At 70.8% G+C, this 19104-nt stretch carries 14 protein-coding genes, 2 tRNA genes, 1 other RNA gene and 1 pseudogene; 8 read left to right on the forward strand and 10 right to left on the reverse strand.

The genetic code is table 11. The features are described 5' to 3' along the window. Positions 1 to 12: 12 nt before the first annotated feature. Positions 13 to 86, reverse strand: a tRNA-Pro gene (locus tag C4U03_RS27790). 94 nt (positions 87 to 180) lie between these two features. Then, positions 181 to 1083 carry a metallophosphoesterase gene (locus tag C4U03_RS27795; protein WP_103941703.1) on the reverse strand — a complete coding sequence of 301 codons (903 nt, stop codon included), beginning with the start codon at positions 1081 to 1083 and terminating at the stop codon, positions 181 to 183. A gap of 130 nt (positions 1084 to 1213) precedes the next feature. Between C4U03_RS27795 and C4U03_RS27800 the strand changes: the two genes are divergently transcribed. After that, positions 1214 to 1669 (forward strand): GatB/YqeY domain-containing protein, encoded by a 456-nt coding sequence (locus C4U03_RS27800; protein ID WP_103941885.1) that lies wholly within the window; start codon positions 1214 to 1216, stop codon positions 1667 to 1669. A gap of 228 nt (positions 1670 to 1897) precedes the next feature. On the opposite strand, the gene C4U03_RS27805 is transcribed toward C4U03_RS27800, so the two are convergent. Continuing rightward, positions 1898 to 4189 (reverse strand): penicillin-binding protein, encoded by a 2292-nt coding sequence (locus tag C4U03_RS27805; protein ID WP_160147127.1) that lies wholly within the window; start codon positions 4187 to 4189, stop codon positions 1898 to 1900. A 628-nt stretch (positions 4190 to 4817) separates the two neighbouring features. Here C4U03_RS27805 and C4U03_RS27810 point away from each other — a divergent pair. Beyond that, a complete protein-coding gene (locus C4U03_RS27810; protein ID WP_103941707.1) occupies positions 4818 to 5126 on the forward strand; it encodes a WhiB family transcriptional regulator in 309 nt (102 codons plus the stop codon). Positions 5127 to 5440: 314 nt separating this feature from the next. On the opposite strand, the gene C4U03_RS27815 is transcribed toward C4U03_RS27810, so the two are convergent. The 5 genes from C4U03_RS27815 to ffs form a co-directional block, all read right to left on the reverse strand. Beyond that, positions 5441 to 6604: an ArsA family ATPase gene (locus C4U03_RS27815; RefSeq protein ID WP_103941709.1), complete on the reverse strand. Its 1164-nt coding sequence runs from the start codon at positions 6602 to 6604 to the stop codon at positions 5441 to 5443. Positions 6605 to 6645: 41 nt separating this feature from the next. Beyond that, positions 6646 to 7641, reverse strand: coding sequence for an ArsA-related P-loop ATPase (locus C4U03_RS27820; protein WP_235018201.1), 996 nt, complete (start codon positions 7639 to 7641; stop codon positions 6646 to 6648). A 495-nt stretch (positions 7642 to 8136) separates the two neighbouring features. After that, entirely contained in the window at positions 8137 to 9285 is a 1149-nt protein-coding gene (locus C4U03_RS42115) for a PLP-dependent cysteine synthase family protein (RefSeq protein WP_407701455.1), read from the reverse strand. Between the two features lie 122 nt (positions 9286 to 9407). Beyond that, entirely contained in the window at positions 9408 to 11591 is a 2184-nt protein-coding gene (locus C4U03_RS27835) for a DNA polymerase III subunit gamma and tau (RefSeq protein ID WP_103941713.1), read from the reverse strand. 22 nt (positions 11592 to 11613) lie between these two features. Further along, positions 11614 to 11709: signal recognition particle sRNA small type (gene ffs / locus C4U03_RS27840), an RNA gene on the reverse strand. Positions 11710 to 12073: 364 nt separating this feature from the next. Between ffs and C4U03_RS27845 the strand changes: the two are divergent. The 6 genes and pseudogenes from C4U03_RS27845 to C4U03_RS27865 form a co-directional block, all read left to right on the forward strand. Next, positions 12074 to 13266 (forward strand): annotated as a pseudogene (locus C4U03_RS27845) (RNA-guided endonuclease InsQ/TnpB family protein); the annotation flags it as partial. Beyond that, a complete protein-coding gene (locus tag C4U03_RS27850; RefSeq protein WP_200827529.1) occupies positions 13267 to 13626 on the forward strand; it encodes a DUF952 domain-containing protein in 360 nt (119 codons plus the stop codon). A gap of 10 nt (positions 13627 to 13636) precedes the next feature. After that, a tRNA-Ser gene (locus tag C4U03_RS27855) sits at positions 13637 to 13724 on the forward strand. Positions 13725 to 13985: 261 nt separating this feature from the next. After that, positions 13986 to 14987, forward strand: a complete 1002-nt coding sequence (trpS, locus tag C4U03_RS27860) for a tryptophan--tRNA ligase (protein ID WP_103941715.1) — start codon at positions 13986 to 13988, stop codon at positions 14985 to 14987. Positions 14988 to 15492: 505 nt separating this feature from the next. Beyond that, positions 15493 to 15663, forward strand: coding sequence for a hypothetical protein (locus tag C4U03_RS42120; RefSeq protein ID WP_235018205.1), 171 nt, complete (start codon positions 15493 to 15495; stop codon positions 15661 to 15663). A gap of 61 nt (positions 15664 to 15724) precedes the next feature. Further along, positions 15725 to 16024, forward strand: coding sequence for a type II toxin-antitoxin system VapB family antitoxin (locus tag C4U03_RS27865; protein WP_103941716.1), 300 nt, complete (start codon positions 15725 to 15727; stop codon positions 16022 to 16024). Positions 16025 to 16500: 476 nt separating this feature from the next. Here C4U03_RS27865 and C4U03_RS27870 read toward each other — a convergent pair whose 3' ends face one another. Further along, a complete protein-coding gene (locus tag C4U03_RS27870; protein ID WP_146087557.1) occupies positions 16501 to 17667 on the reverse strand; it encodes a beta propeller repeat protein in 1167 nt (388 codons plus the stop codon). A 720-nt stretch (positions 17668 to 18387) separates the two neighbouring features. After that, positions 18388 to 18951 carry a helix-turn-helix domain-containing protein gene (locus tag C4U03_RS27875; protein ID WP_103941720.1) on the reverse strand — a complete coding sequence of 188 codons (564 nt, stop codon included), beginning with the start codon at positions 18949 to 18951 and terminating at the stop codon, positions 18388 to 18390. Positions 18952 to 19104: the final 153 nt, after the last annotated feature.

Consider the following 19104-nt stretch of genomic DNA (forward strand, 5'->3'; position numbering starts at 1 on the left):
GCCTGACCAGCGTCGGGGTGGCGGGATTTGAACCCACGACCTCTTCGTCCCGAACGAAGCGCGCTGCCAAGCTGCGCTACACCCCGGTGGTGGCTGCCCGGGAGGTGTACCAACTCCCGGCGCCTTGACGAGTCTAGCGGATGGTTGGGGGTGGTGCGTTCCGGTTTCCGGGTGGACGGGTCAGGGGGTGCGGGGGACGAGGGTGAGCAGGGAGGCCTCGGGTGGGCAGCAGAAGCGGAACGGGGCCGTTGGGGAGGTGCCCAGGCCGGCGGACACGTGGAGCCAGGCGCCGTTGTGGCGGTGCAGGCCCTTGACGCGCGGGCGGTCGATGCCACAGTTGGTGGCCAGGGCGCCGTAGAAGGGGACGCAGACCTGGCCGCCGTGGGTGTGGCCGGCCAGCAGCAGGTCGTAGCCGTCGGCGGCGAAGCGGTCCAGGTTGCGGGGCTCCGGGGAGTGCATGACGCCCAGGTGGACGTCGGCGCGGGGGTCAACCGGGCCTGCGATCTGGTCGTAGCGGTCGCGGTTGATGTGGGAGTCGTCGATCCCGCCGAACTCCACGTCCAGCCCGCCGACCTTGAGGCGGCCGATCCGGTTGTTGAGCTCCAGCCAGCCGGCCGCGGACAGGGCCGAGCCGAGCTCCCGGTAGGGCAGGTCGGGGCGGCGGCGTCGGCGCTTGTAGTCGGACTGGCTGGTCCGCCAGATGTAGCGGAGCGGGTTCTTCAGGACCGGCGAGTACAGGTCGTTGGAGCCGTACACGAAGACCCCGGGGCGCTCCAGGAGCGGGCCGAGGGCGTCCAGGAAGGAGCCGATGGCGTCCGGGTGGGAGATGGTGTCGCCGGTGTTGACGACCAGGTCGGGGTCCAGCTCGTCCAAGGAGCGCACCCAGCGGATCAGCCGCTTGCGACCGGGGGTGAGGTGCGCGTCCGACAGATGCAGCACCTTGACGGGTGAACGGCCGGGCGGAAGCACCGGCACGTCGAAGCGGCGCAGCCGGAACCAGTTCCGCTCGATCACCGACGCATAGCCGAACGTGGTGGCACCGGCGGTCAGCAGACCCAGCGGTACGGCGTGTAGCTTGCGCACGGTTTTCTCCTACGGACCGGGCCTTTCCCGACGTTCCCATGCTGTCAGAGATGTGCTGGTCTGCCGAACGATCCACACAACCCGGTAATCGGGATGAGGCTCCAGTGCGCCTACGGGCATGATGGTGACCATGAGTGCTCTCAAGGGGAAGCTGGAAGCCGACCTCTCGGCCGCGATGAAGGCACGTGACGAGGTACGGACCCGCACGCTGCGCATGGCCCTGACCGCGGTGCGCAACGAGGAGGTGGCCGGCAAGCAGGCCCGGGAGCTCGGTGACGACGAGATCATCAAGGTGCTGACCCGGGAGGCCAAGAAGCGCCGCGAGGCCGCCGAGGCGTTCGCGGACGCCGGACGCGAGGAGCAGGCGCAGGCCGAGCGCGACGAGAGCGCGGTGCTGGCCGACTATCTGCCCGCCCAGCTGTCCGACGAGGAGCTGGCGGCCATCGTCACCGCCGCGATCACCGAGACCGGGGCCTCCGGCCCGAAGGCGATGGGCCAGGTCATGAAGGTCGTCAACCCGAAGGTCGCGGGCCGCGCGGAGGGCTCCCGGGTGGCCGCCGAGGTCAAGCGCCGCCTGACCGCCTGACCGAACGGCCCGGAGCGGCTCGGAACGTCTCGGCCGCCGGACCATCGAAGCCGCCGGGCATGGCGACGGGATCAGGTCACGCGGCGGACGGAAGGCCGACGGAAACGACGGGACCGGCACGGCCGATGAGACCGCCGCGAATGACAAGACGGGCACGGCCGACGAGATCGGCACGGTAAAGAATCAGGCCCCGCTCAGGAGGTGAGCGGGGCCTGATTCTTCATCAGGTCAGTCCTCCCAGGGCCACCGGAAGCCGTCGTTCTCGTTCCGGGGGCGGCCGCGGTCCCGGCCGTTGCTCAGGTAGACGATCACCTTGCCGCCCGGCTCGATCTCGGCGCGGGGGCCGGGCGAGGTGTTGGCCACCGTGCCCCGCTCCCGGTCGGACGGGATCGGGCGCGGCGCGACCTCGACCTCCAGGCCGGCCCGCCGGAGCGCCGCCATGGCCTCGGGGAGCCGGCGGCCCCGCACGTCCGGGACGTTGGTGAAGTCGCCGAAGTCGCCGACCGGGGTGTTGAAGTTGGGGGCCGGCTCGCCGGCCAGGGCGCCGCGCATGCTGCGCGCCCAGATCGGCGCCGGGATCGTGGCGCCATAGACGCCGTAGACCTTGTGCTGCCAGGGCCCGCGGTAGTCCCAGTAGGCGACGGCGGCGGCCATGTTCGGGGTGTGGCCGGCGAACGCCGCGCAGTGGAAGTCCTCACAGGTGCCGGTCTTGCCGGCGGCGGGCCGCCCGATGCCGCCGATGTTCTTGGCGGTGCCCCGGGTCAGCACGCCCCGCAGGATCTCGTTGACCTGGTCGGCGACGCCCTGCTCGACGACCTGCTTGCACTTCTTCTCGGGCAGCTTGAGCTTCTTGCCGTCCGGTGCGACGACCTCGGTGACCGCCACCGGCTCGCAGTACTTGCCGCGCGCCGCGAAGCCCGCGTACGCCGCCGCCAGGTGCACCATGTCGACCTCGTTCACGCCCAGCACCTGGGACGGGACCTGCTGGAGGGGCTTGCCGGTGCCCTGCTTCATGCCGAAGCGCTCGGCCATCTTGACCGCGTCGCACAGCCCGACCCGCTTCTGCAGGAAGGCGTAGAAGGTGTTGACCGACAGCCAGGTGCCGTTCTTGAGGTTGTACGGGCCGTTCTCGGCGGGGTCGGCGTTGGCCACGTTCCAGGGGCCGAAGCCGCCGCCCTTGCAGTCGTTGAAGCCGCTGACGACGGTGCGGTTGGGCGAGTGGATGCTGGTGCGGATCGGGATGCCCTCTTCCAGCGCGGCGGCGAGGGTGAACGTCTTGAACGTGGACCCGGCCGACACGCCCACGCCGCCGCCGTGCTGGTTGTCGGCGGCGAGGTTGAGGGTGGTCCTGCCCTTGCCCGCGCCGAACCGCTTGCTGGAGCCGAGGGCCTTGATGTGCCCGGTGCCCGGCTGGACCATGGCCTCGGCGGCGACCTTGTTGCTGGTCGGCGAGACCGTGCCGCGCAGCGCCTTGTCCAGCGCGTTCTGCGCCTTCATGCTCAGCGTGGTGCGGATGGTGTAGCCGCCGCGCTTGAGCCGGTTCTGGATCTCGGCCTGGCGTTCCTTGGACATCTGCCAGTACTTGCCGTCCGACAGGATCAGATACATCTCGTACTTGACGTACTCGCAGAAGAACGGCGCCTTGCTGGTCTCGCAGCCGCCGACCGGCTTGTCCTCGTTCAGCTTGATCGGCTTGGCCGCCGCCGCGTCGGCCTCCGCCTTGGTGATCATCTTGAGCTGCGCCATCCGGTACAGCACGGTGTCGCGCCGCTCGCGCGCCGCCTTGGGGTGCAGGTTCGGGTCGTAGGCGCTGGGGTTCTGGGTGATGCCGGCCAGCAGCGCGGCCTCGGGCAGGGTCAGCTTGTCGGCGGGCTTGCTGAACCAGCGCTTGGAGGCGGCCTGCACGCCGTAGGCGCCGCCGCCGAAGTAGGCGATGTTCAGATACCCCTCGAGGATCTGGTTCTTGGACATCGTCTCTTCGACGGTCAGCGCGTACCGCAGCTCACGGATCTTGCGCTCGACGGTGGGCGCGGTGACCTTGCGGTACTCCTCGTCCGTCTGGGCGTTCTCGACCAGCAGGTTCTTGACGTACTGCTGGGTGAGGGTGGAGCCGCCCTGGCGGGTGTCGCTGCTGCCCGCGTTGGTGGCCAGCGCGCGCAGGGTGCCCTTGAGGTCCAGCGCGCCGTGCTCGTAGAAACGCGAGTCCTCGATGCCGATGACCGCCTTCTGCAGGATGAGGGCGATCTTGTTGAGGGTCACCGACTCGCGGTACTTGTCGAAGAACACCGCCGCCTGCTCGCCCTGGGCGTCGTAGACGACCGTCTTCTCCGGCGGCGGCGCGGTGTCGAGGTCGGAGTCCATGTCCTGGAAGTCGTGGGCGGCGTCCCGTGCGGTCAGTCCGACGCTGCCGACCCCCGGCAGCGCGATGAACGCCACCAGGATCCCTGCCACCACGCCCGCTCCCAGCAGCCGCATCAGCTGGACGAGCGCGTTACTCCGACCATCTTTTTGCGCAAGCACGGCACCTACGGTACCCGTGGATGACCTGTGCATCCGGAGCAGACCGTCAACCTGGGGCTGCGCAACCGTCCCACCCGACCCTCCGCACGGCACTGATCACCATGTCCTGCCCCTCTGCGGGCGCCGGTCGCCAATCTGTCGATCACGGAAATGCTCGTGCCGCCCCGGCTCGTCCCGGCGACCGGTCGCCCTACCGGTACGCGAATGCGGGTGCCACTGCGCCCGACCCGTCCTGCCGGCCGCATGGCCGGACTGCCTGGGCCGAGACGGCCTGCGCCCGGCTCGTCCCGGTGGCCCGCCGCGGCTCCCGCGGGGTGGGGGGAATTGTCCACTCGGCCCGGCCGGTGTCAAGGGAACGTCAAGCCGCCGGGAGCCCTCCGGGTTGAGAAGCCTGTCAGTGCCGCGGGTCGCCCCGGAGCGTCCCGGAGCCCTACCACAGACGGGTGACTAGTCCGATCCGGCGGAATGGCCCGGGCGGGCTATATCGAGAATGGGCCCCTCGGGGACTGTTGAAACCTGTCTTACTTCCGTAAGTTCTTCCCCACGGCTTTCGTTTGGCGGCCTGACGTCCGCGCCCGTCCGGCCAATGGAGCGCAATCGACACAGACCCTAGGGGAGTGGGGCCAAGATGTGGATCACGGATTGGACCGCCCGCGCCGCCTGCCGTAACGCGGACCCGGACGCCTTGTTCGTGCAGGGCGCTGCCCAGAACCGGGCAAAGCTCATCTGCCGCGGCTGCCCGGTGCGGACCGAGTGCCTGGCGGACGCTCTCGACAACAAGATCGAGTTCGGCGTCTGGGGCGGTATGACCGAGCGCGAACGTCGTGCCCTGCTGCGCCGGCGGCCGGACGTGTCCTCGTGGCGCGACCTGCTGGAGACGGCCAAGGAGGAGTACGAGCGGTCCGCCGACGACCAGGGCGAGCTGGTGGCCAGCTAGCAACGGTCGGCGGTCAGGCGGCTTGCCGCGCCCCGTACGGGTCCTGGTGCCCGTACAGGTCCGCGGCGAGGCGGTAACGGCATTGATGACATGGCAAGGCCGCACCCAGGACAGGGGTGCGGCCTTGCCATGTCGTCATGACGGCCTGACCTTGCGGTGTGCGTGACCACACCCGTACGGCGTGTCGGCCGTGGCCGGATGTGGCCACGGCACGGTGACCGGTTTAACACCCGCTCAGGGAACCGCACCCGGCCAAGGGAAACGGACTAGGCAATTCCGGCCATTTTTCCCCAGGCCGGCATGTTTCGCCCGGGTCAGGCGGGGCGGGCGGTGGCGGCGGCCCGGTTGCCGGCCAGGTCGTCGCCCACCTGGCGCAGACCCTCCAGGTCGTGGACGTCCTCGGCCTGGGCGGGCACGGAGGCGACCGGGACGGCCGGGTGGGCGGAGGTGAAGTGCTCGCGCAGCCGTTCCTCGCGGGCGGCCAACTGCCTGCGGTCGGCGTGCAGCCGCAGCAGCGCGGCGGCCAGCGGGTGCTCGCCGCGTTCGTCCAGGGTCTCGGCCGCCGCCTGACTGCGGGCCGCCGTCGGGGTGTGGGGGACGACGGCGTGCACCCGGTTGACGATCAGGCCGGCCAGCGGCATGCGCTCCTCGGCCAGGCGCTCCACGAAGTAGGACGCCTCGCGCAGCGCGTCCGGCTCGGGGGCCGCCACCACCAGAAACGCCGTCCCGGGGGTCTGCAGCAGCCGGTACGTCTTGTCCGCGCGCTCCCGGAAACCGCCGAACATGGTCTCGAAGGCCGCCACGAACGTCTGCACGTCCCGCAGCAGCTGAACGCCGATCACCTTGTTGAGCACGTTGGTGAACACGCCGAACCCCGCGGTGAGCACCTTGACGCCCAGCCGGCCGCCGGTCTTGGCCGGGGTCGCCAGGATCTTCATGAACCGGCCGTCCAGGAACCGGCCCATCCGCTCCGGCGCGTCCAGGAAGTCCAGCGCGTTGCGGGACGGCGGGGTGTCCACCACGATCAGGTCCCAGGCCCCGGAGCGGTGCAGCTGCCCGAGCTTCTCCATCGCCATGTACTCCTGCGTCCCCGACAGGCTGGACGACAGCGACTGGTAGAAGGGGTTGGCCAGGATCTGCTTGGCCCGGTCCGGGTCGGAGTGCGCCTCCACGATCTCGTCGAAGGTGCGCTTCATGTCGAGCATCATGGCGTGCAGCTCGCCGTCGCCCTCGACGCCCTCGATCCGGCGCGGGCTGTTGTCCAGCTCCGACAGGCCCATCGACTGCGCCAGCCGCTTGGCCGGGTCCACCGTCAGCACGACCACGTCCCGGCCCCGTTCGGCCGCCCGCAGGCCGAGCGCCGCGGCGGTGGTGGTCTTGCCCACGCCGCCCGAGCCGCAGCACACGATGATCTTCGTACGGGGGTCGTCGATCAGCGTGTCGACGTCCAGCACCGGCGGGGTCCTGTGGACGCTCATGGGGTCCTCTCGGTGTCCATGCCGCGGGGCGTCCTCATGGCTCAGGCCGCCCCCTGCTCGCGGAGCGCCTCGGCCAGCTCGTACAGCCCGGCCAGGTCCATCCCGTCCGGCAGCAGCGGCAGCACGTACTTCGGCTGCGACAGGGCGGCCAGACGCTCCATCTCACGCCGCTGCAGCGCGGTGCGCCGGGCGTGGTCAACGGCCTCGGCGGCCAGCACGGCGGCGGTCTGCTCGGCGTCGTGCTCCAGCCCGGCCGCCTTGAGCCCGCGGACGATCTCGTCGGTGTCCAGCCCCCCGGCCTCGGCCGTGGCCAGGTCCCCGGCGTCCAGCATCGGCGGATGCTCCATGTTGACGATGACGCCGCCGACCGGCAGCCCGGCCTCGGTCAGATCGCCGATGCCGTCCAGGGTCTCCTGGACCGGCATCTCCTCCAGCAGCGTCACGAAGTGCACCACCGTCTCGGGGCTGCGCACCACCCGCATCACGGTGTCGGCGTGGTTGCGGATCGGCCCCACCTTGGCCAGCCCGGACACCTCATCGTTGACATTCAGGAACTTGGTGATCCGCCCGGTCGGCGGCGCGTCCAGCACCACCGCGTCGTAGGCGAACGACCCGTCGGCGTTCCTACGGCGCACGGCCTCGCTGGTCTTGCCGGTCAGGATGACGTCCCGCAGGCCCGGGGCGATCGTGGTGACGAAGTCGACGACGCCGAGCTTGCTCATCGCCTTGCCGGCCCGCTTGAGGTTGTAGAACATCTCCAGGTACTCGATGAGCGCCTCTTCGGTGTCCACCGCCAGGGCGTACACGTCTCCGCCGTCCGGCGCGACGGCGACCTTGCGCTCCTCGTACGGCAACGGCGGGCAGTCGAACAGCTGGGCGATGCCCTGCCGTCCCTCGACCTCCACCAGCAGGACGTTCCGCCCGCCCGCGGCCAGCGCCAGCGCGAGCGCGGCCGCCACGGTGGTCTTGCCGGTGCCGCCCTTCCCCGTGACGACGTGCAGCCGCACGCCGTCCCAATCGGTGTCTCTCGCGCTCACTCGACTCACAATATCGTCCGTTCCGCAAGGACCCTCAGGCCGCACCCCGGCCATGCAAGTAATCCCTGACACACCCCCGAGCCTGCCGGATCCGGCCGTGGCGGCGCCCTGGTCCACCCGTCCCCACGCCACGGCGGTCCGAACCACCGCCCGCAGGCCCTCCATCCTGGCCTGCGAGTCACGGACCTACCCGGTCCAGCCTGCGGAACGGGCCACCCGGCGGTTTCAGATTCGGCAAAGCTCGACCGGCCGAGGACCGGAACGAGTCGTCGGTCGAGGACCGGAACGGTGACCGAGCGGAGACCAGACCGAGTGGTCGGCCGAGGGCCAGATCGAGTCGCCGAGCAGGGACCGGATCGGATGGCCGAACGGAGACCGGAACGGTGGCCGAGCGGAGACCAGACCGAGTGGCCGAGCGGGAACCGGATCGGGTGGCCGGAGGCCGGTCGGGCCTCGCACGCATCCGATGCTGTGGTTGCCGGAAGTGACCGGTTCTTACTGGGGAACGTCGAGGGAGCCGGTCTCCAGGAAGCGGCCGATGGCAGCGGCGTACGCGTCGCCGTCCAGAACGGGGGCGGCGCCGGCATCGCCCATGACCACGACGACGTCACCGCGTCGGCCCTCGGCCCGCATCCTGTCGATCAGCCGCCAGGCCGCCCACAGACAGGTGCCGGTGGATCCGCCCGCGGCGATACCGGTCAGCGCGCGCAGATGGGCCAGCGCGCCGACGGCGGCGGCGTCCGGGACCGGGACGACCAGGTCGATCGCGGACGGCAGGAAGCCGGGCTCCATCCGCGGACGGCCGATGCCCTCGATGCGCGACGGCATCCCGGTCGCGTAGTCGGACACGCCACTGGCCCAGCCGGGGAAATACGCGGAGTTCTCCGGATCGGCCACCGCCAGCCGGGTCTCGTACCCGTGGTAACGCAGGAAGCGCCCGATCGTCGCGGACGTCGCCCCGGTCCCCGCCCCCGCCACGATCCATTCCGGCGACCGCCCGAGCTGCTCAAAGATCTCCCCGGCGATATGCCCGCCACCTGCACCGCCCTCGACAGCCCCACCGCGAACGTCACCACCGCGGAAGACACCGTCGCCGTACCCCGCACTGCCATCACCGGCATGACCGCCGCCCGTGACCTTCCCGCCACGTACCCCGTCGGTGCTGGTCACGCCGCGCCAGTCGATGGCGTGGGCGGCCGCAAAGTGATCGAGGTGGAAACCGCCGGTGTCTGCGGCCAGCCGCCGGGCCTCCTGGTAGATCGCGGCAGGCGGGTGGTACGGATGGCAGCGCCCGCCGGCCGCCTCGATCGCGGCGACCTTCTCGGGCCTGGTGGATCGGGGAACGACGACGACAAAGTCCAGGCCGAGCATCCGGGCGAAGTACGCCCCGGCCACGGCGGCCGGTCCGGCCGAGGCCATCACGACCGTGCCGCCCTCGGTGATCTGCCCCGCCGCCAGGGCCTGTACGAACGCCGCACGCAGCAGCCTGTGCTTGACACTGCCCGAGGGCTGCGCCGACTCGTCCTTCAGAGACAGCCCGATCCCCCACTCGGGAGGCAGCGGCACCTCCCGCAGCGGAGTGACGACCACGTCCCGCTCCACCCGGGCGATGGCACTCGCCGCCCACCCACGAGAAGATCCCACGAACCGCAGCGTAGCCCCCGGCGACCGCCCAGAACGATCACCGTTGGCACCCGACCCGAGCAGTGATTCCGTGCCGCCGGCCTTGGGTACGAGGTCGGCCCCGTCGCCGGACGTCCGTGAGGTCAGGAGTTGTCGATCTCGCGGATGATCTGGCCGCCCAGTTCGCGCTGGATGAGCGCCATTCCGCTGATCTCGGCCTCGGTGCCGTCGGCGTCGGCGTCGCCCTCGGGGTCGACCTCGTCGCTCTCGTCGATGGGCTCGGGGGGCGGCGGCGGCTCGTCGGGTGGCGGCGGTACCGGCTCCCGGGACGGCCGGGCCACCGGTGCGGGGCGGGGGGCCGGGGCGGGGGCCGTCGGAGCGGACGGCGGGGGGCTCGCGAACTGGGGCGGCGACACGGGTGCCGCCGTGGCGCGGGGGGCCGGCGCGGCACCGGCCAGGACCGTGTCGATCCGCCACTCGACGCCGAGGAACTCCCGGAAGACCTCGCGCAACACCGCGTCCCGGCCGCCGTTGGTGAAGTTGGTGCGGGCGCCCTCGGCCTCGAACGAGAGGGTGAGCAGGTTGCCCTCAAGGGAGACCGGCTGGACACCGGACATGATCGCCATCCAGGCGACCCGGCTCTTGTGCTTGACGGCCTCGACGATGTCCGGCCACGACCGCCGTACCGCCGTCACATCCAGTCCCCCGCCGCCCGGCGCGGCGGAGGCACCGCCCGGCGGCTGTGCGGGCGGGGAGGAGGGGGACGGCGAGGACGGCCTCTGCCGGTTTTCCACAGAACGTCTTTCCACTCCCGGCGCGGCGCCCTGGCCACCCACACTGGGAGCGGCATCAGGCCCCCGGCCTGGTCCGGAAGGTCCTGGTCGCTGGGCATGAGCCGCCCGCGCGGACGCCTCGTCCGACCCGGCGTTCTGCCCGACCGGCCCAGCGGGGGGGCCGCTCGGACGCATGGAAGGAGCAGACGGACTTGTCGAACCTGCCGATACGACGGACGGGCGCGCAGCATCGGTCTGGGAGGCGGACTGGGATGCCCCCTGCGGTGCCGCACGCCCCGTCACCGGAGCACTTGCAGCCGCCGAGGCGCCCCCGGCCGCCGGGGCACCGGCCGAGAACGGGGCGGCGGCCATGGCCGTCGTGTCGGAGCTGCCCATGGCCGCCCGGCGCTCCAGCCGTTCCACGCGCGCCAGCAGCGACGTCTCGTCCTGGTAGGCGGCCGGCAGCAGGATCCGGGCGCACACCAGTTCCAGCAGCAGCCGCGGCGAGGTCGCCCCGCGCATCTCCGTCAGCCCGGTGTGCAGCAGGTCGGCCGCCCGGGCCAGCTCCGCCGAGCCCAGCCCCGCCACCTGCCGCTGCATCCGCTCCAGCTCGTCCGGCGGAGCGTCCAGCAACCCCGAGGAGCCCGCCTCGGGGACGTTCGCCAGGATCACCAGATCCCGGGCCCGCTCCAGCAGGTCCGCGGTGAACCGCCGGGGGTCCTGGCCGCTCTCGACCACCCGGTCGATCGCGGCGAAGATCGCGGCGCCGTCCCGTGCGGCGAACGCGTCCACCACCTCGTCCAGCAAGGAGGCGTCGGTGTAGCCCAGCAGTGACACGGCCCGCGCGTACGTGATCCCGGTGTCGTCGGCGCCGGCCAGCAGCTGGTCCAGGATCGACAGCGTGTCCCGGGCCGAGCCCGCCCCGGCCCGTACCACCAGCGGCAGCGCGGCCGGCTCGTACTTCACGCCCTCCGCCTGGAGGATCTCCTCCACCAGTTCCCGGAGCGTCCCGGGCGGCACCAGCCGGAACGGGTAGTGGTGGGTCCGCGACCGGATCGTGCCGATGACCTTCTCGGGCTCGGTGGTCGCGAAGACGAACTTCAGGTGCGGCGGCGGCTCCTCGACCAGCTTCAGCAGGGCGTTGAAGCCCTCGCGGCTGACCATGTGCGCCTCGTCGATGATGTACACCTTGAAGCGCGCGGAGACCGGCGCGAAGAAGGCCCGTTCCCGCAGGTCACGGGCGTCGTCGACACCGCCGTGGGAGGCCGCGTCGATCTCGATCACGTCGATGTGCCCGTTGCCGCCGGGCCCGAGGGCCACGCACGAGTCGCACTTGCCGCAGGGCTCCGGAGTGGGACCCAGCTCGCAGTTCAGCGATCTGGCCAGAATTCGGGCACTGGAGGTCTTGCCACAGCCCCGGGGCCCGCTGAACAGGTACGCGTGGTTGATGCGGCCGTTGCGCAGTGCCTGCTGCAAGGGCTCGGCGACGTGCTCCTGCCCCTTCAGCTCGGCGAACGTCGCTGGCCGGTACTTGCGGTACAGAGCCAGACTCATTGGGGGTCCGTCCAGTGAGAAGCGAAAGGACCCCCCGCACACCCGTCAGAGCCTGCTTATCCTTGCTGCCTTCCGGCCCTGGGGAGGTTCACAGGATGACGCCATGCGAGGGGTCGCCTCCGAGTCTATGGCATCCGGCCCGTGCCTGAGCACCACTCCCACCACCCACCCGACACGACCGCCGATCCCGGCCCCTACCACCCGCCTGGCACGACCACCGGTCCCGGCCCGGGTCCGGCTCTCGCCGGCCGCTCGACCGAGGGCGGCTTCGGATCGTCAAGGGGTGGAGATCAGATGTGTGGGGAATCGTGGCCGTCCGCCCGGCCGGGGAAGGCTTCGGGCGCTGATTACACTCTTCGTTCATCTGACTCCTTGGAGCGTGGAGACCCCCGCCTTCAGGCGGGGCAGGGAACGCGGCACGATGCGGCACGTTGTGATGTGAAAACGTCATCGGCAGCCGGTCGCCCCGTAAAATGCGGGGCATGGCGCAGCTCGTGAAGCGGGCCTACAAGTACCGCTTCCACCCGACCCCCGAGCAGACCCAAGAGCTTGCCCGTACGTTCGGGTGCGTGCGTCTGGTCTACAACAAGGCGCTGGAGGAGCGGATCCGCGCCTACACCCAGCAGGGCCGCCGCGTCTCCTATGGTGAGTCCTCGGCGTGGCTGACGGCGTGGAAACGCACCCCGGAGTACGGTTTCCTGGCGGAGGTCTCCTCGGTCCCGCTCCAGCAGGCGCTGCGGCACCTGCAAGCGGCGTTCACCAACTTCTTCGCCAAACGCGCCAAATACCCCGTCTTCAAGTCGCGGAAGAGGTCGCGGGCGTCGGCCGAGTACACCCGCAGCGGGTTTCGCTGGCGGGACGGTGAGCTGACGTTGGCGAAGATGGATGCGCCGTTGGACATCGTGTGGTCGCGGCCGCTGCCGGCGGCTGCGGAGCCGTCCACGGTCACCGTGTCCCGCGATGCGGCCGGGCGCTGGTTCGTGTCCCTGCTGGTTGGGGAGAAGATCCGGCCGCTGGACCCGGTAGAGCAGTCGGTGGGGGTGGACGCCGGGATCACCGCTCTGGTGACGCTGTCCACCGGGGAGAGGATCGCCAATCCCCGGCATGAGCGGCGCGACCGCAAGCGGCTGGCCCGGGCGCAGCGGGCGCTGTCCCGCAAGGCCAAGGGCTCGGCCAACCGGGCCAAGGCCCGCCTGCGGGTGGCCCGCGCGCATGCCCGGGTCGTCGACCGGCGGCGGGACTTCCTGCACAAGGTGTCGACTCGGCTCGTCCGTGAGAATCAAACAGTCGTGATCGAGGACCTCACCGTTGGCAACCTGGTCAAGAACGGCTCGCTGGCCCGCGCCATCTCCGACGCCTCGTGGCGGGAGCTGCGCGCGATGCTGGAGTACAAGGCGGCCTGGTACGGGCGGGACCTGGTCGTCATCGACCGGTGGTTCCCCTCCTCCAAACTGTGCTCGGCGTGCGGCGCCCGGCAGGAGGCGATGCCGCTGCACGTCCGCGACTGGGCGTGCGGCTGCGGCACGGTCCATGACCGGGACGTCAACGCCGCGAAGAACCTTCTCGCCGCCGGGCCGGCGGAGAGGTGAAACGCCTGTGGAGCTGGTGTAAGACCTCAACGAGAGTGCTCTCGGGCGGGCGACCGGCGGTGAAGCAGGAAACCCGACCGGCGACGGTGGGACTCCCCTCCCTTCGGGGAGGGGAGGAGGTCAAGGGCGAGATTTTCCATATTGCCGACCGCACCGCTTGGGACGCCGCCCGTGCCGCAGGCGGTCCGTACGAGATGTCGACCCGGGGCCGCACCCTGGCCGATGAGGGGTTCATCCACTGCTCGCGGTCTGAGGAGCAGACCGCCGGGGTGCTGCACAGGTTCTACGGCGACGTGGCCCCGGAGGATCTTGTGCTGCTGGTGATCGACCCCACTGGCCTGGACGTGCGCTACGAGACGGCCGACGGCGACACGTTCCCCCACGTCTACGGCTCCCTGCCGCTCACCGCGGTAATTGATGTCAGATCAGTGCCCGGAACCCGGTAAGCTTCTCTGCGGAGGATTCGCCTAGTGGCCTAGGGCGCACGCTTGGAAAGCGTGTTGGTGGCAACGCCTCGCGAGTTCGAATCTCGCATCCTCCGCCACGCCGATCAGGCACTGCCGAGGCCGGTACCCCAGGGGTACCGGCCTCGGCGCTTGTCCGGCCTCTTATGGCGGGGTGGGCGTCCGGCCGGTACTCTCGCCGTGTGCGTACTCGACTCCATGCCTGGTGGGCCGCCTGAGGGCGGTCACCCTGACGTGCGCACAGCAGACTGACGCAGCGGCCGCCCCGGTGAGGGCGGCCTCAAGCGTTCATGGGCCGGTTCCGCGCCGGGCGGCACGCCTGAAGCGCGAGGAGCGGATCCATGGAACGGCACGAACGGCAACGCGTCGTCTTCTCCGGCATCAAGCCCACCGGACGGCTGACCCTGGGGAACCATCTGGGCGCCCTGCGACGCTTCGCCGACGTTCAGTACACGGGGCGATGCGTCTTCTCGGTGGTCGACCTGCACGCTCTGACCGTCGACCACCGGCCGGCGCGGCTACGGGCCCTCACCAGGGAGACGGCGACGCTGTACCTGGCGGCCGGGCTCGATCCGGACGCCTGTGTGCTGTTCCGGCAGAGCGACGTGCCCCTGCATGCCGAGTTGTCCTTCCTGCTGGAGTGCACCGCGTACGTCGGTGAGCTGAACCGGATGATCCAGTACAAGGAGAAGGGGCGCGGCAGGCCGGGGACGAGGGTCTCGCTGCTGACCTATCCGGTGCTGATGGCGGCCGACATCCTCGCCTACCGGGCGAGCGAGGTTCCGGTGGGCGACGATCAGCGCCAGCATCTGGAACTGGCCCGCGACCTCGCCGTGCGCTTCAACCGTGCGTACGGGACCGTCTTCGTCGTTCCCGAGATGGCGCCGGCGCAGGTGGCCGCCCGGGTGATGAACCTGCAGGACCCGCGCCGCAAGATGAGCAAGGACGATCCTGACGACGCGCCCGGGACGATCCGGCTCCTCGACCCGCCCGACGTCGTCCGCCGGAAGGTGATGCGGGCCGTCACCGACTCCGGCACGCGGGTGCGGTACGACCTGGAGGGCAGTCCGGGGGTCGGCAATCTGATCGAGATCCTCGGCGGATGTGTCGGCGAGCCGGACCTGGAGTCGCTGGCGGACCGCTACACGTCCTACGGATCCCTCAAACGGGATGTCGCGGACGCCGTGATCGCGCTCCTGGAACCCCTGCAGCAGCGGTACGCCGACCTGGCCGACGATCCGGGCACGGTGGAGGCCATCCTGCGGAAAGGCGCCGAACGAGCCGCCGAACTCGCCGCCCCGACCATCACAGCCGCCAAACAGGCCATCGGCCTGGCCGCCTAGCCTGATCGCCTTCGGCGGCAGCGGCGTGTCGGGCATTTGATCGACGGGAGACCTCCGAGTGCGGTGAAGGTGATCGGCTTCGCCCGCCTCGGAGGTCGGCCGTCTCGATGTCTTCGCGGGCCGGTGAGCCGGTCCACCTCGACGTCACCGATGCACCGTCCGTCTCGGCGTCAAGAAGATCGAATGCATTCCGCGGCGTGTCCGGGTCTCCTCACCCATCGGTGCGTGAAGGCCCGCTCGGCCACGCCTCGCCCACACCCCCGTCGATGGTCACCAGTCGGCGTTTTTCGGTGGGGGCCTGCGCGGCGTTCCCCGGCGGCCGTCTGCACGCTCCTTGACAGTCGCCTGAGGGCGCTTCCTGGTGGTCGCCGGGCGGCGGATTCGATCTCCGGTCGGGGGCGCATGCCCTCGTCTGGATGCCGGGCGGGGCGCTTGACCAGGTACGTCATGTCAGCGAGTGCTCGACGAACGGCTCCCTGGAGGTACACCATCAGGGAGGACATGAGTGATTTACGACACAATGTCTGGTTTACTCTTCTTGGGCGGCGACACCCCGGAGGCGGCGGCGAAGGTGATCGCGAAGGTCGCGATCCCCGGTGGCGGAGGGCGATCGGCCATGACGATCAAGGGCTGGCCGCGGAGGCCGCGCAACAGATTATTTACCTGGAGTTACTGAAGTGGTGAACCGCAAGTCCTGGTGCCTTCTCGGGTTTGATTCCACGCCGTAGACTCTTGGGGTGATCTTCAAGGCTGTCGGTGACGGACGTCCCTACCCCGAGCATGGGCTCAGGCCCGGGGACTGGGCGAAGGTCCCGCCTCGCCAGGTACGGCTGGACCAGCTGATCACGACCAAACGAGAACTGGATCTTCAGTCCCTGCTGTCCCGAGACTCCACGTTCTACGGTGACCTCTTCCCCCATGTCGTCCACTGGCGGGGCGAGCTCTACCTTGAGGACGGCCTGCATCGGGCCCTCCGCGCCGCCCTCCACCAGCGGGTCGTCCTGCACGCTCGGGTACTGGACCTCGACTCCCGCTGAGGCGTCCACCACGGCGACCCCGGCCATCGGCAGTATCCGACATCGGTGACGCTCCGTCGACGCCGACCACGCGAACACCCCACCCGGCAGGCCGGCGGACGAGGACCGGGCACTTCCTCACCGTCCATGAGCACGCGGCCCTTTCCACGGACACACCTGCGCCTGCGATGAGCGCGCTCGTACCGCTCATTGAGGTGTGATGATCGAGTTCGAGGCCGGAGTCGTCGACGCACACCGGCGGAGACCGCCGGCCAGGGGACGACCGGCCCCGGAGGTGACGCGGCCAGTGCGCACGAGACCGTCAAACCTCAACCAGACGCCCGCGCCTGCGATGAGTGCGTTCGTGCCGCTCGGGGGCGTTCGTCCTGCGGTGAGCGCGGGCCGGATCGTTGAGCGGGCCGGATCGTTGAGCGGGCCGGATCGTTGAGCGGCGTTGGGACTTCACGGCCTGGCGTGCGGTGATCGTGGCGGAGAGGTCAGCCCTCGCCGGACTGAGAGGTGAAGCTGCGGTGCTGAGGGGTGCTCACAGAACCGCCCAAGCGGCGGGAGCCGACCATCCAGACCGCCGCACCGATGCCGGCGCCGGGGGCCGAGGTGGGGAGTGCGACAGTGGAGGAGCGCCAGACGGCCGTGCCGTGGAGGTCTCCCGGTGCGGTCATCCAGGTCCAGCGATGTCCGTCGAAGTGGGCCAGTTCGCCTTGGGCGCCGCCCACCCACACGTCCGTGGCGGAGACGGCGGTCACGGTGTTGGCCGACTCGATCGGGGTCTTGACGCGGGACCACTTACGGCCGTTCCAGCGCAGCACGCTGCCCCCGCCGGCGCACCATGCGTCATCGGGGGACACGGCGGTCACGTCGGTGAGCGGGAAGCGAGTGGCCGGAGTGCGGATCCGTTGCCAGGCCCTGCCGTCGTAGTGGACGACCAGTCCGGCCCGGTCGGCGGCGCCGACGGCCCACACGTCCCAGGGTGAGGTGCCGCAGACCGCCAGCAGTTTGCCCTGGGCGATGTCCGGGAGTCCGGCGGGATGCCACCGGTCGTGGTGCCAGTGCAGGGCCACCAGCCCGTTGCCTCTGCCGGAGCCATGCCCGACCGCCCACGCCTCGGCGGGGGCGACCATCGTGACATCGGTCAGCACGTAGCCCTGGGCGCTGTCGGCGTCGGGCAGCGCGGGGGCGGCCATCTCGGCCCATCCGGTCCCGTCCCAGTGCCGGATCAGTGGGATCTCGGTGCCGAGCAGCCGGTCATAGGCGCCACCCACCGCGATCACTTCGGCCAGGGCGTCCCGCCCGGCCGGCTCGTTCCGCAGGTCGGTGTGACCGGCGGGTCCGCTGCCGTCAGGTACGGCATGCCCGGTGCGCGCGGCGGCCACCCCCTCCAGGCCGGCGCCGATCAGGGCGGCGGACGGCGGCGGCCCCGGCGGGACGGACCAGGACGTGCCGTCCCAACGTGCGGCCAGCGGACGCCCATGGGCCTGGCCGACCACCCACACGTCCTCGGGCGAGGAGGCGGCCACATCCGACAGCACATGCGGCGCCTCGATGGACAGCGGTGACAGCGGCCGCCAGGGAAGGCCCTCCTGCGGGCCGGAGGCGGGCCGGTCCGAGCGGAGACCCCGCTCGTCCCCGGCCAGGAGCATCGCCACGCCTTCGACCCCGCCTGCCCGGTCGGGCTGGTGCCGGCTCACGGCAGGCGGCCGATCTGCGGGTGAAGGAAAGTCATGAGAGGGGCTCACCAATCGTGACAGGGCCTCTGGCAGGCGCCTTCACAACTGTGCGACGAAGGTACGCCCCGGACTCGTTCCCGTAAAGACATCTCAAGGGCGTGGCGCGGCCGTCGCAACGGACCAGACCCGCCCCCGCCTGCCGAGGGGATTTCCGACCGCTGCCGGGCCTCTGCAACGCCCACCGGCCGCCACGGCCTCCCGACCGCTTCTCGCAGGCCCCGGCCGCCCAGGGAAATCCCGACCGCCTTCGAAAGCTCCCATCGGTCATCAGCGTCTCCACCCCCGTCGAGCGCCCTTCCGACGATGGCCCCTCCCCCCTTCCGCCAGGGAGAACTGCGACCATCACGACCTTTCGACCTCTCCTCAGAAAATCCCCGGCAATCCGGCGGACAATCCCCCCACGCTCGAAGATTTCAACCGACCCGCAACATCTCCACCCCGCCGAAGACCCTTCCAGCCCCTGCCGACGGCCGTTCTCGCACCCGTCCAGCACCTGTGGAAAACCCTCGACCGCCGCGTACTCCCCACCCCGCGCACCGGAGACCCACAACCGCCTCCCAGAGCCCGTCACCGCTCACCGACTCCCCAGCCGGCCGCCGAGGAGCCTCCAGCCGCCCGGGAGGAACCTCGGGAGGCTGGTCACAGATCAAGGACGGTCAGTACGAACCGGCAGGTGACCGGGCCCTCGTTGGAGTAGGAGTGCGGGCGGTCGCCGGCGAAGACGGCGGCGCTGCCGGCCTCGACCGAGTGGGGCCGGCCGTCGACGGTCACGGTGAGGGTGCCCTCCTCCACGTAGGCGATCTCCCTGGTGCCGGGCGTGTGCGGGTCGCTGTGCCGGGGCTCGCCGGGCCGCAGTTCCCAGCGCCACAGTTCCACGGAGGGGCGGGCCTCGCTGCCGGCCAGCAGGATTCCGGTCCCGCCGTCCGGGCCGCGCCAGAGCACCACCTGCCGTTCGGGTGGGAGCACCCGGACGGCGGGCTCCTCGTCCACCTGGACCAGGCGGGTGAGCGGTACCCCGAGCGCCTCCGAGATCCGGATGAGAGTGCCGAGGTTGGGATTGCCCCGGCCCTGTTCCAGGGCGACCAGGACGCCCTTGCTCACTCCGGCACGTCCCGCGAGCTGGTCCAGGCTCCATCCGTGGGACGCCCGCAGCGAGCGGACGGTCCGGGCCACCGCCTCGCCGATCGCCGTCTGCTCGTTCATGTCAGCTCCCCGCCGGGCCGTACACGCGCATCCAAGGGCACTCTCCTCCAGGTGGCCGGATCCCGTACACCGTAGGGCAGCCGCGCCGGCGCGGCAGGAGGCCCGGCCGGGCCGCGCACCCGGCTCGCTTGCCCGGGATCACGGACGTCGGTC

The organism is Thermomonospora echinospora, from assembly GCF_900108175.1.
GTDB classification, from domain to species: Bacteria; Actinomycetota; Actinomycetes; order Streptosporangiales; family Streptosporangiaceae; genus Thermomonospora; species Thermomonospora echinospora.